The sequence below is a fragment of the Henriciella aquimarina genome (genome assembly GCF_002088975.1).
GTDB lineage: Bacteria > Pseudomonadota > Alphaproteobacteria > Caulobacterales > Hyphomonadaceae > Henriciella > Henriciella aquimarina.
In genome coordinates this window covers 57,165-69,379 of sequence record NZ_NCST01000038.1, presented here as the reverse complement: position 1 = coordinate 69,379, position 12,215 = coordinate 57,165, and the positions used below count along the sequence as shown (strand labels likewise).

The 12,215-nt window shown below is 63.8% G+C and carries 12 protein-coding genes; 2 read left to right on the top strand and 10 right to left on the bottom strand.

Translation table 11 applies throughout. The features are described 5' to 3' along the window. Nucleotides 1-5: 5 nt before the first annotated feature. The 5 genes from B8784_RS05715 to B8784_RS05695 all read right to left on the bottom strand — a co-directional run bounded on the left by B8784_RS05715 (nt 6) and on the right by B8784_RS05695 (nt 5,181). A complete protein-coding gene (locus B8784_RS05715) occupies nt 6-1,340 on the bottom strand; it encodes an MFS transporter (protein WP_084396636.1) in 1,335 nt (444 codons plus the stop codon). A gap of 25 nt (nt 1,341-1,365) precedes the next feature. After that, on the bottom strand, nt 1,366-2,130 hold the full coding sequence (locus tag B8784_RS05710; RefSeq protein ID WP_084396635.1) for an SDR family NAD(P)-dependent oxidoreductase: 765 nt from the start codon (nt 2,128-2,130) through the stop codon (nt 1,366-1,368). 15 nt (nt 2,131-2,145) lie between these two features. Next, nucleotides 2,146-3,627 carry an aldehyde dehydrogenase gene (locus B8784_RS05705; protein WP_084396634.1) on the bottom strand — a complete coding sequence of 494 codons (1,482 nt, stop codon included), beginning with the start codon at nt 3,625-3,627 and terminating at the stop codon, nt 2,146-2,148. Between the two features lie 173 nt (nt 3,628-3,800). Further along, nucleotides 3,801-4,331 (bottom strand): EF-hand domain-containing protein, encoded by a 531-nt coding sequence (locus B8784_RS05700; RefSeq protein ID WP_158085597.1) that lies wholly within the window; start codon nt 4,329-4,331, stop codon nt 3,801-3,803. A gap of 52 nt (nt 4,332-4,383) precedes the next feature. Continuing rightward, nucleotides 4,384-5,181, bottom strand: coding sequence for a DUF4198 domain-containing protein (locus tag B8784_RS05695; protein WP_084396632.1), 798 nt, complete (start codon nt 5,179-5,181; stop codon nt 4,384-4,386). Nucleotides 5,182-5,338: 157 nt separating this feature from the next. Here B8784_RS05695 and B8784_RS05690 point away from each other — a divergent pair, with 157 nt between their 5' ends. Together B8784_RS05690 and B8784_RS05685 are read left to right on the top strand one after the other, a co-directional pair. Further along, nucleotides 5,339-6,826 carry a DUF2271 domain-containing protein gene (locus B8784_RS05690; RefSeq protein ID WP_158085596.1) on the top strand — a complete coding sequence of 496 codons (1,488 nt, stop codon included), beginning with the start codon at nt 5,339-5,341 and terminating at the stop codon, nt 6,824-6,826. After that, nucleotides 6,823-7,485: a PepSY-associated TM helix domain-containing protein gene (locus B8784_RS05685; RefSeq protein ID WP_084396630.1), complete on the top strand. Its 663-nt coding sequence runs from the start codon at nt 6,823-6,825 to the stop codon at nt 7,483-7,485. Before B8784_RS05690 ends, B8784_RS05685 begins: the two co-directional genes overlap by 4 nt. Nucleotides 7,486-7,492: 7 nt before the next feature. On the opposite strand, the gene B8784_RS05680 is transcribed toward B8784_RS05685, so the two are convergent. From B8784_RS05680 to B8784_RS05660, 5 genes are all read right to left on the bottom strand, one after another. Beyond that, nucleotides 7,493-8,428 carry an energy transducer TonB family protein gene (locus tag B8784_RS05680; protein WP_084396629.1) on the bottom strand — a complete coding sequence of 312 codons (936 nt, stop codon included), beginning with the start codon at nt 8,426-8,428 and terminating at the stop codon, nt 7,493-7,495. After that, complete coding sequence (locus tag B8784_RS05675; protein WP_084396628.1) at nt 8,425-8,808, bottom strand: ExbD/TolR family protein; 384 nt, start codon at nt 8,806-8,808, stop codon at nt 8,425-8,427. The genes B8784_RS05680 and B8784_RS05675 overlap by 4 nt, the downstream gene beginning before the upstream one ends. After that, complete coding sequence (locus tag B8784_RS05670) at nt 8,805-9,194, bottom strand: biopolymer transporter ExbD (RefSeq protein ID WP_084396627.1); 390 nt, start codon at nt 9,192-9,194, stop codon at nt 8,805-8,807. The genes B8784_RS05675 and B8784_RS05670 overlap by 4 nt, the downstream gene beginning before the upstream one ends. Then, nucleotides 9,184-9,834 carry a MotA/TolQ/ExbB proton channel family protein gene (locus B8784_RS05665; protein ID WP_084396626.1) on the bottom strand — a complete coding sequence of 217 codons (651 nt, stop codon included), beginning with the start codon at nt 9,832-9,834 and terminating at the stop codon, nt 9,184-9,186. The genes B8784_RS05670 and B8784_RS05665 overlap by 11 nt, the downstream gene beginning before the upstream one ends. A gap of 127 nt (nt 9,835-9,961) precedes the next feature. Continuing rightward, nucleotides 9,962-11,947: a TonB-dependent receptor domain-containing protein gene (locus B8784_RS05660; RefSeq protein WP_084396625.1), complete on the bottom strand. Its 1,986-nt coding sequence runs from the start codon at nt 11,945-11,947 to the stop codon at nt 9,962-9,964. Nucleotides 11,948-12,215: the final 268 nt, after the last annotated feature.

Sequence of the window (12,215 nt, the reverse complement as noted above, 5' to 3'; positions counted from 1 at the left end):
CGGCTTCAGCCGGTCTGCTCGATCCGTTTCAGCCGCTTGCCGGCCTCCGTTCGTGGCAGCAGAACCAGCATGGCCGCGGCGATAAGGCCGCCGGTCCCCATGACAAGCGAGACGGTCAGCAGGCCGCTGCCACTGGCGAACAGGGCGCCGGCGATGATCGGCCCTACCGCCGAGCCACCACGGCCGATCCCGATGATGAAGCCGATCCCGCTGGCGCGCAGGTGCGGCGGGAAGGTGTTGGTCATGATCGGGTACATGCCGACCACGCCGGCATTGATGAAGAAGGCGGCCACGGCAACAGAGACCGAGAGCACAGACAGGCTCGCAAGGCCTGACCCGAAGACGCCAATGGCGGCAAAGCCGGCCAGCATCGCCGCGATCACCATGGGCCGCAGTGTGAACTTCTGCGATGCCAGCCCGATCAGGACGGCGCTTGCCAGATTACCGATATTCGCCGCGACCAGAACCCGGCCCGCTTCGGCGTCGGCATAGCCCATGTCGACAACGATCTTCGGGACCCATTTCTGGACATAGTAGAAGAGCATGATCTGCGCGAAATAGGCGCCCGTCAGAAGCAGGGTTGCCCCGGCAAAGCCGCGTGAGAAGAGCGAGGTGATCGAACTGCGCACCTGTTCGGCTGGCGGCGGAGGCAGGGCCCGCAAGGACGCATGGCCAAGCGAGGCAAGCGTCCGGTTGATCCGCTCCAGCGCGCCATCCGGGCGCCGGGCCATCAGCGAGTCGATGGATTCCGGCAGGAGGAACCAGGCGAGCGGCAGGGCGGCCAGGGTGAGGACGCCGCCAAACAGGAAGACGCTGTGCCAGTCGCCGCTGCCCTCAAGCAACCGCGAGGCGACCAGCCCGCCCAGAATGGCGCCACTGGAATAGCCGGCAATGTTGAGCACGACATTGAGGCTGCGCCGCTTCTCGTTCGAGAACTCCGCAACCATGGCACTCGTCGCCGACAGCATGCCGCCGATGCCGAGCCCGGTTGCAAGGCGCATGATGGAGAGGAAGACGACATTGCCCGCCACCGCTGAGAGCAGCATGCCGGTGGCCATGATGACGAGGCCGGTCAGAATGGTCGGGCGCCGGCCGATCCGGTCGGCGAGATTGCCGATCAGGACCGAGCCGGCCGCCATGCCGATCAGCTCCATGGAGAGGACAATGCCGAGCGTGGCCCTGTCGATGCCCCAGTCCCGGGCGATCCCCGGAGCGGCAAAGCTGATGGCGAGCACGTCGAAGCCGTCCAGCGCATTGAGTGCGATGCAGAGGGCGACGACCGCGATCTGGCGCCAGTGCATCGGCGCGGCATCGAGCGTCCGTCTCGGGTCCTGGCTCATATCGGCCTCCTCTGCCGGCTGACGTCTATTTGGCGGTGAAGCCGCCATCCACGGGCAGGGCGACGCCGGTGACGAAGCTCGCTTCGCCGGAGACAAGCCAGAGGACGGCATCGGCCACCTCTCCGGCTTTCACCAGCCGCCCAAGCGGCACGGCCGAGACGATCTTCGCCTCATTGGCGGCGGCTTCCGCCGGATCGCCGCTGCGGCCGGTAAAGCCGGACTTCATCGGCGTGTCGGCCAGGCCGGGGCAGACGACGTTCACACGGATATTGTCGCCGGCCATGGCGAGCGCGAGCGACTTGGTAAGGCCGACCACGGCCCATTTCGCGGTGGAATAGATCGGGCTCATCATCGAGCCGACGAGGCCCGAAATGGACGAGGTGAAGACAATCGCTCCGCCGCCGCGGGCGCGCATATGCTGAGCCACCTGGCCGGCGCCGAGGGCGGCGGAGGTAACATTGAGGTCCATCGCTTTCTGATAGGCCGCCATGTCGAGATCCTCGACCGAGGCCGGCCCGGGCATGCCGGCATGCGCCCAGAGAATGTCGGCCCCGCCAAGCGCGGCAACCGCCTCGTCGATGCTGTCGCGCGCGCCGTCCGGCGTCGAGAGGTCTGCGACGACCGGATGGACCTTGTCGGCCCCGAACTCGTTGACGAGCGTCTTCAGCGCATCGCCGCTGATGTCGATGGCGGCCACATGGGCGCCCTCCCTTACAAAGCGCTCCACACCGGCCCGGCCCATGCCGGACGCCGCAGCGGTCACGATCGCCAGTTTACCTTCCAGGCGCATGTCTCTCTCCTTGTTTTATTTTGCGTAAGCGTCGGGGAACTGGCCGGTCGTGGAGATCACGGTGGTCTTGGTTTCGAGATAGGAATCGAGCGCTTCGATCCCGTTCTCGCGTCCCCAGCCGCTGGCCTTCATGCCGCCATAGGGCGTCGACCAGCGGATAAAGCGGTAGGTGTTGACCCAGACCATGCCGGCCTCGATGCGGCGCGAGACGCGGTGGGCGCGTCCGGCGTCGCGGGTCCAGAGCCCGGCGGTCAGGCCATAGGGGGTGCCATTGGCGATCGCGACGGCTTCGTCCTCTCCATCGAAGGGGATGAGGCCGGCGACCGGCCCGAAGATCTCGTCCTGCGCGATGCGCATTTCTGGCGTGACCTGGGCGAAGACGGTCGGCTGTACGAAGTAGCCCGACGCCAGGCCGGCGGTCTCGATCCGGGCGCCCCCCGTGATGAGGTCAGCGCCTTCCTCGCGCCCGAGTGCGATATAGGAGAGCGTCTTTTCCAGCTGTTCCTTGTGTGCTTGCGGGCCCATATGGGTTTCCGCCTCGAGCGGCATGCCGACGCGGACCTTGGCGGCGCGCTCGCGGAAGGCCTCGACGACGCGATCATAGATTGGCCGCTCGACCAGCACGCGGGAGCCGAGCGCACAGCTCTGCCCGCAAAGCGTCCAGGCGGAATTGGTCGCGGCATTGACGGCCTGGTCGACATCGGCATCGGCGAAGATGATGTGCGGGGCCTTGCCGCCCAGTTCGAAGCTGAACCGCTTCAGCGTGTCGGCGCCTGTCTTGAGGATGGTCTTCGCGGTCGCGCCTTCGCCGGTGAAGGCGATCTTGTCGACGCCCGGATGGGCCACAAGGTGCGCGCCGGCACTCGGCCCGTCGCCAGGCACGACATTGACGACGCCGGGCGGGAAGCCGGCTTCCTCGAAGATCCGTGCCAGCGCCAGAGAAGACGCGGGGGTTTGTTCGGCGGGCTTCAGGACGACCGTACAACCGGCCGCAAGCGCGGGGCCGAGTTTCCAGGCGGCTGCCATGAGCGGCACATTCCATGGCGTGATCGTGCCGACGACGCCGGCCGGCTCGCGCGTGGTGAAGGCGTGCACGCTGTCATCGATGGGGATGGTGCGCCCGGAGAGCTTGTCGGACAGCGAGGCGAACCAGTGATAATACTGGGTGTGCAGGCCGATATCGCCGCGCGACTCACGGATGGCGCGGCCATTGTCGCGCGTCTCGATTTGGGCGAGCGGTTCGACCTGGGAGGCGTAGAGGTCGGCAAACTTGCGAAGGAGGGCGGCGCGTTCATGCCCGGGCATTGTGCGCCATGGGCCTTCAAAGGCGGCGCGTGCGGCCTCGACGGCGCGGTCGATGTCGGCGGTGCCGCCATAGGCCACATCGCCCCAGCTTTCGCCGGTCGCCGGATCGATGCTGCCTCGCACGCCGCCATCGAGCGGCTCGACCCATTCGCCATTGATGAAGAGGCGGTCAAACCGCAACCCGTCCAGCATATCTCACTCCCGTAAATATCTATGCGGGCAGGCTGTTCGGCGGGGGCGGTTTTATCAACTGAGTCCGACGGGCAAAGCCGGGCAAATACGGGTAAAGGGAAGACCCGGGGCCGGTGAACACACGCTGGGAGCGTTCGGATCCGGCCCCGGGATAGTCGTCAAGATACGGACAGTCAGTAGGCTTCCTTGTTGTTCTGCTCGTCGATGATGCCGTCACCATTGGTGTCGAGCGTCGAGAACATGCGCTTGCCGGAGGCGTTGAATTCCTCCAGCGAGAGAACGCCGTCTTCATTGGTGTCGAGGACGGTGAAGCGGAACTCGGCCTGGTCGATCTGGCGCTTGTGCTGGTCTTCCAGCTGCTTGATCAGGCGGACTTCGTATTCGGAGACATATTCCTCCGAATGGACATTGCCGTCGCTGTCGGCATCGCGCCGGTCATAGCCGGTTTTACGCTCGGCCATGAATTCGGCTTCGCTGATCTTGCCGTCGCCATTGGTGTCGTACTTTTCGAAGAACGCCGCCTTGCTGTGGCCGCGGGCGGAACGCCGGGGCTGGGCATCCGCCGTGTCCGAAGACGCTGTGTCCGCAGAGGCGGTCTGAGAGGCGTCGGCGGAGGCTGCGGTGGTCGTCTCTCCGGTCGCGGTCGCGCAGGCGACGGTGGCAGCGGATGCCGCCGTGATCAGGAACAGGTTCAGGAATTTCATCTTTGCTTTCCGTTTCAAGATGCGTGTGGTCGATAAGGAGAAGGCCGCCGGCTTAGCGGGCGACTTCGAAGGTGAGGGAAGTGGTGTAGCTGCGCTCGTCGGTGTCGGCGCCTTCGGGCGCGTCGGCGGCATGGCGGGTCATGATGAGATACTTGCCCGGCGCGTCGAAGGAGAGGGCGAGCTTGCCATCCGCGCCGGTTTCGACATGGCGCTCATATTTCGGTGATTCATAGGCCCCGCCCGCGCGCTTCACCTCGATGGACTGGCCGGCCAGTGGCTCACCATCAAACAGGACCTGGAATTCGAATCCGTCGCCGAGATAGATTTCGCTGGGATGGGTGATCGGCTTGAAGACGAGCCGGCCGAGCGGCTTGTTCACCGACTCCCATGTCGAGGCGCCCTTGGTGACATAGACATCCGCGACGGTTTCGGTCTGGCTGGTGATGACCTCGGTGGCATTCTCGGGCACTTCGGCATCGGGGCCGAACACCGCTTCCCACTCGCCGTCCACGAGAGCCTTCTTGCTCGTCCGGCCAAGCCGAACGCCGGTTGTGAAGCGGTAGGTGCCTTCGGCCTCAAGCGAATCTTCCAGGATGACCACCTGGCGGAACGGCGTGACCGCCTCGAAATCGTCTCGCGTGCCATCCGGCAGGACGACATGATAATCATCCGAGCGTACGGCGATTTCGGGCACGAACGGGTCCTCTGTGAAGGAGGCTTCCAGCGTCACGTATTCGCCCTCTGACGTGATGAAGACATTGGGCAGCAGGTAGGACGTGTGAGCACTGGCGGATGCACAAAGGCCAAGTGCCGCTGCAAGCGCTGTCGCGCCGGTTTTGAGAACAGTCATTAATCAACCCCTCGGTTTTCTGGTCTGCAAATAATAATCACTTGCACATTATGCGAATGAGATTTAGTTGCAAGTACAGATTTTGAGGAAGCCCTGCTTGCGCGGTCGCAGCCGCTGAATGGCGGGCGGGGCGATGGACACGGACTCCGGAGGGATCATGTTGAAACAGGCAGGGCTTGGGCTGGCATCCATTCTGATTATGGCGGCCAGCTTGCCCGCAAGCAGTCATGCAGACACCTATAAGCGCCACAAGGACCGCGTTCTCGGCACGTCGTTCGACCTTGTCGTCAACGCGCCGGGCGAGGCTGCCGCCGATCAGGCGGAGGCCGCGATGCTTGAGGAGATTGAACGCCTCAATGCCATCTTCAGCGGCTATGATGCGACCAGCGAGATTTCCCGCCTCAACCAGACCGACAGCATGCAGGTCTCTGAAGATCTCATGGGCGTGCTCCAGCAGTGCGAAGCCTATCGCAAAGAGACCGGCAACGCCTTCAGCTGCCGAATCGGCAGCCTCGTCGAGACGTGGTCGGCGGCGGAAGACAGCAACGCCTTGCCAAAGCGACCGACCATGCGCGTGGCCGCCGGGGAACTCCGGCGCGCCGATGTCGCGCTGGACGCTGACGCCCTGACCGTCACAAAGCCCGAAGCGCTCAAGTTCAACACCGATGCGATTGCCAAGGGCCATATCCTGGACGCGGCCCTGGCGGCGGGCCGTGAAGCCGCGCCCGACGCCTCCGGACTGTTGCTGAACATTGGCGGCGATGTCCTGGCCTGGGGCGCGGGCCCGCATGACGGCCAGTGGTCGGTTGCGGTGACCTCGGCGTCCGAGCTTGGTGACGGCGCCAGTTCGCCGGCTGGCACGCTGAAGATCGATGAGGGTGCAGTCGCCACGAGCGGGCTCGGCCCACGCGACCTCGAGATTGACGGTGAGGCCTATGGGCATGTCATCTCGCCAACCGATGGCTGGCCGGTGTCGGAAGTGCTTTCGGCCAGTGTGCACGCACCCGAGGCAACCGATGCCGATGCGCTTGCCACGACACTGCTTGTCATGGGGCTGAAGCGGGGTCTGTCCTTCATTGAGGACAGGGCCGGCATTGAAGCTGAGATCGTGACGGCCGACGGGCGGCATCATGCCACGTCCGGCTGGTCTGCCCTTCAGGCGGAGACGGGCGAAGCAGAGCAGGAAACGGCTAATTGGCCGGAGGGATTTGCCTTTTCGGTCGATTTCGAGATCCCGGAAAAGGATGTGTCGGATTATGAGCGGCCTTATGTGGCCGTCTGGATCGCCGACGATTCGCGCAATCTCATCCGTATCCTGATGCTGGCCGGTGATGAGAGCCGCTGGATGGAAGAGAATTATTACTGGTATCGCCGCTTTGGCCGTAAGGCGGGCAGCCTTGTCGATGCCGTCGCCGGGCCGACGCGCCGTCCGGGTGAGTATGAGCTGAGCTGGGACGGACTGACCGATGATGGCGAGCCGGTGCCGCCGGGAGACTATATCCTGCACATCGAGGCGGCGCGCGAGCATGGCGGTCACCAGCATGAGAGCATCGACTTCACCCTGTCCGACGAGGCGTTCAGTGATGAGACCGCCCCCGGCGAGGAGCTCGGCGAAGTGGCCCTCCGGTTTGGAGCAGCCCAATGACGCCGAGACCCGAAAAACCTGCCGCTTCTTCCAGTTCGAAACCGGCAAGCAAGCCCCGCAAGAAGTTCAACAAGGGCGCTTTCTACCGGACCTGCCGGATGCTGCACGCCTATCTCTCGGCAGGGGCCTTCATCGCGCTGATGTTCTTTGCCCTGTCGGGCCTGCTGCTCAACCATCCCGGCTGGTTCGGGGCCGACCGCAAGGATGCTGCGCCGGTGGAGATCCAGCTGGCCCAGGGCGAGGTGGCAGAAGCCGCGCAGGCCGACGATCCGGCTGAGGCGCTTGCCGGCCTGGTAAAGGCCAATGCGAGCGTGAAAGGGGCCTATCGGGACGGCGACTTCATGGATGAGGAGGCGTTCCTGCGCTTTACCGGCGTGAAGGGTACGACCGATGTCATCGTCAATACGGAGACCGGGCTTGCCGAGATCGAGGTCAGCCGGGCGAATCTGACGAGCATCATTCACGACCTGCACCGCGGCAAGGATGCGGGCGCGGTCTGGAAGGCCTTCATCGACGTGACGGCCCTGCTGATCATGGCGATGTCGCTCGTCGGGCTGATCCTGTTCTTCTCGTTGCGCTTCCGTCTGGCGACGAGCATGAAGATCATCGGCGGCACTGTGGTGGCGTTCACCGTGCTCTATCTCTTCTTCACGGTCTGAGGGGGCCTTAGCGCCCCTCGATCTCGATGGTGAAGGTCTGGCTCTGCCCATGAGGCGGAGCCGGGAAGGGGGCCGCCTTGCGCACCAGCTGGATGGCATCCCGGTCGAACCGGCCAGAGCCGGAACTCTCGGAAATCTCGATATGCTTGATGGCGCCTGACGGGGCGATCACGAAGCTGACATAGGTCGAGCCCGGCCCGGAAGCGCGCGGCCGGCGCTGGCGCGACAGGTGTTTCATCACCAGGCCGGAATAGTTCGAGTGATCGGAATTGCCGCCGGCCTGGGGCCCGCCCGCATCCTGACCGGCGTCACGACTCGAGGGGCTGCCATCTGCCTCCGCTTGAGCGCTTGAATCGGTCTGAGAGTGGCCCTCGCTGGCTTTTTCCTGGCCATGGGCTTGCGACCTGTTGCCATGCGCACCTGTCGGGTGCGGTGACGCCGTGGCTGAGGCGGTTTCGGCTGAGGCCGCGTCCGAGGCGGGATCGGGTTTCGGGTGCGGTTCGTACTGGTCGATCGGCGGGTGATCGGGCGGGAGCTTGTCGACCACCTTCTCAGGCTCTGGATCAGGTTCGGGCTCAGGTTTCGGATCCGGCTTTTGCACCGGTTCCGGCTCGGGGGGAGGTTTGACGGGGGCCGCTTCCTGTACAGGCGCCGGCTCCGGCGCTTTCGGTTCAGCCGGGGCTTCTTCTGCCGGGGGCTCTGTCTCTGCCGCCTTCGCCTCGGGGGCGTCTGATGTCTGTCCTTCCGGCGCTTCTCTGCCATCTTCGCTGGAAGCGTTTGAGGAAGCCTGGCTCTGGCTCACGCCGCCAAAGGCCACGCTGAAGCCCTTACCTTCCACGAGAGCTGTGGAGGTGCCCGAGCCGGTATAGGCCAGAACGCCCAGATGCACGGCGGTCGCGGCAGACAGCGCGACGGAGAATTTCAGGACATTGGCGTTCGTCATGACGTCTTATCCTCGGTCAGGATGATGATGCGCGCGGCGCCTTTCGCCCGCAGCTCGCCGACCCGTTCGAGCAATGTGGCCGCTGGCAGCTCGCGGTCGGGCAGGAGGCGGACCGGGGCGGTTTCACTGGCGTCTGCTGGCAGAAGGTCCAACACGTTGGCGACCGGGACACCGTCCGCGATGAACCGGCCCGTGCGGTCGATCGCAATGGCGTCAGGCGGCACGCAGCAATCGAGGTTCTCGGTCTGCACGAAGCGGATCGACGGGTCCGGCGGGGCGGCGAGGCTGCCAGCCACCATGAAGAAGATCAGGATCAGGAAGACGATATTGATCAGGGAGATGACCGGATCGCGCTGGGCCTTGCGTTTTACGCGTTTCATGCCGGCTCCCTCACCTGGACCTGGAGGCCCGGAACCCGGGCCATGATACCGAGCACATCGATCAGCTCCTGCGTGGACACCTCGCCGGTCACATCGACGGCAATGGAGGGTGACTCCTCCGGGCGCTTCAGGGCTTCGAGCCGGGCGGCGAGGGCTTCCCGGCTGATGCGGTCATGGTCCAGCATCAGGCTGTGCGTGCCGATAAGCAGGGTGTGGCCGGTCGCGTCGCTCGTCTCGCCTGGTCCCGACTGGACGGAGGCAAGCTCGACCTCTGAAAAGTGAGAGAAGGTCGATGCCAGCATGAAGAAGAGCAGCAGCAGAAAGATCACATCGATGAGCGATGTGATCGAGGCCCGGCGCCGGCGGCGGATGCGTCTAAGCGCCATGCTGGACAGCGCTCAGCGTAGCCCCGGCTTTCGTTTCTGCTTCCGGGGTGACGAGGATCGAGAAGGCGTATTCGGCAAAGGCGCGCTCCCGGTCGATCTGGGCTTCGAACCATGACAGGGCGATGGAGGTCGGCATGGCGACGGCAAGGCCGGTTGCCGTGGTCAGCAGGGCGACCCAGATGCCGCCGGCAAGCGCGGCCGGATCGACCTGCGAGCCCGCCGACTGCAGGGACTGGAAGGCCTCGATCATGCCGATCACCGTGCCAAGCAGGCCGAGCAGCGGCGCCAGCTGGGCAATCGTATCGAGGATCCTGAAGCCGCTCTCATAGGGCTGCAGGGCCTGTTCGGACTCGGCTTCCAGCCGGTCGGTCAGACCCTCGCGCCCGCGAAGGGCGAGGCCCGAGACGATAATGCCGGAAAGCCAGTGCGGGACCTTTTCAAGCTGGGCCCTTGCGTCGGCTTCGTGCCCGTCATCAAGCGCGCGAATGCCGGCTCTCATCGCGCCGACACGGCCGATCATGGCGGCGCGGAATTGCCAGTATTTGTAGATGACCAGGGCGAGGGTAAAGACGGAGGTCAGCAGCAGGATGATGAGGATCGGACCGCCAACCTCGTACAAATTCCGGAATGTTGAGACCATGTGTCTGTCCAGTCAGCTTCAGTTCGTGGGCTTTGATCCTTGCCGGGTTGGAGCCGGAGTGAATGCCATGCAGAGATTGGGTGAGGACATGGCATTCACTCCGGGCTCCTATCCCGGCAAGCAGGGATCAGAAGGCTTTTGACACCGTGAACTTGATGTTGCGGCCAGGCGCCGGGCGGGTTGCCAGGTTCGGCGTGTAGCGCTGATCGAACACGTTCTCGATGCCGAACCGGAAGGCGGTTCCCTTGAGAACACCCTCCTGCGGCGAGACGGTCGTCCGCAGGTTCAGGAGGACATAGCCGGGGGCCTTGGAGTCGTTGATGGTGATCTCGTCGACAGCAACGACTTCACCAGAAAGGTCGGCCAAGCGTCCGAAGCGTTTGCCGACCGTGAGGCGGAGGCTGTCTGCCGGCAGGTTGGACCAGTCGGTCACCATGCCGGTCGTGCTCGTCTCTTCGCCGTCCACGATATTGGCGTTCACATCGACATAGGCGCCGCCAGGACGGGCATAGGAGCCTTCCAGTTCGAGGCCGTCCAGTTCGACCGACTCGACACCGGAATAGGACGTGTTGTCCTCATGATCGGTGTGATAATAATTGGCCTTCAGGGCCAGAGAGTCGTCTTCGCCAAAGACGCCGATCCGGTCATAGGAACCACCGAACTCGACGGTTTCGGCCACTTCCGGCTGCTCCATATAGACCTCGTTTTCGAGGTCATCGATGATCGGCAGGCTTTCGGTGTAGGCATAGCTGCCGAAGAGCGCGAAGCCATTGTCGAATTCGTAGCGCAGCGAGGCGCCGCCCATCAGGGCATCATTGTCATAGCTGACATCGCTGCCATCATCGATCGTGCCTTCGACGTCGGAGGTTTCGTAGCGAAGGGCGGGCGCAAAGGTCCAGCCTTGCAGGAACTCGATCTCGTCGACGACGAACACGGCGATCCGGTCATCCTCGCCGCCGGGCGCGGAGCTGGCGTCCTCGCGTTCCTTCTGGATGTATTCCACCCCGGTGCGCAGGTCGTGCGTGAGCGCGCCGGTCTGGATGAAGGCAGTGTTCTTCACCGTGAACTTGGTCGTCTCATACTGGTGGTCTGCGGCGAGCAGGCCCATGCAGGGCCCCGCGGCGGAACAGTCCTGGTCAATCTCCTGATTGGCATAGGAGTAGATGGCGTCGATATCGATCAGGTCGTTCGAGACCGGATTGTAGTTATAGGCCACCGAGATCGTTTCCGACGTCGTGTCCCGGTCGACATTGCCGAAGAAACCGCCGCCAAGGCCGAAGGAGTCGTAGGGCTTGTCGCGTTCGCTGGTTTCGGTGTTGGTGTAGCTCGCCGACAGGCTGTGCGCGCCGAGCGAGTATTTTGCCTTCAGGAGGTAGGAGGGCAGTTCGAACGCGCTGTTCGAGATGACATTGTCGTCGCCGTCCTCCTGGTCATGCTGTTCGCGCCAGGAATAGTTCGCGAGGAATTCGAGGTTTTCGGTGGCCTGCAGGGCAACCGTCGTCGAGGAGTTGAACCCGTCCATATTGGTGGACCCGCCGAGCGTCTGGCGAACCGACAGCCCTGTCTCGCCGCCGGTCATGTCGGAAGCGTCGATCGTCTCGAGGCGCACGACCCCGCCGATGATGCCCGAGCCGTATTCGAAGCTGCCGACCGTACCGCGGATGACCTCGACGCTCTTGTAGAGATAAGGATCGGTGTAGAGCTGCGTGCCGATCCGGTAGAGTTCTTCGGAGCCGACGCTGGCGCCGTCGACCTGGATGGCGACCTTCTGGTCGGTACCGTATGTGCCGTTTGCGCCGAAGCCGCGAATATTGATGCCCGAGCCAATCGGAGTCGAGCCGTTCACCAGAGACACGCCCGGCACGGAGTCGATCAGTTCGGCAATCGTGCCGGCCTGACGGTCCTCGATCTCTTCCTGATCGATCACCGTGACGGGCTTGGCCGTATCGGTCTGGACCTCACGCTTACTCTCGCCAAGGGTCAGCGTCCCGAGAAACTCCCCTTCCTCTGTCTCGGTGCTTTCCTGGGCGGATGCTGTCGTCTGAAGCATGAGTGCGGAAACAAGTGCTGTGGCGCCGAGAAGCGCCGTTTTGCGGCCAGGTCTGTAATCCATGGACCCCTCCAATAGGTTACGAAAATGAAACTCAATTGCAACTAGGTCGCCCGCATAACGCGCCCGATTCCGTTTTGCAAATGAAAATGAGTCGCAAAATCACTTATTTTCGCAATAATTCCGAGCGCGGCATGAACTGCCTTGCGCGGCGGGCGGACGAAGCCCGCGCCTGCGGGCACTCAGGATAAAGACAAAGGGAAACCTGTTCCTATGCAAAAGCCCTTGAGACAGGCATTGATGGCGCAAGCGGAAAGGACTTTGCAGGGGT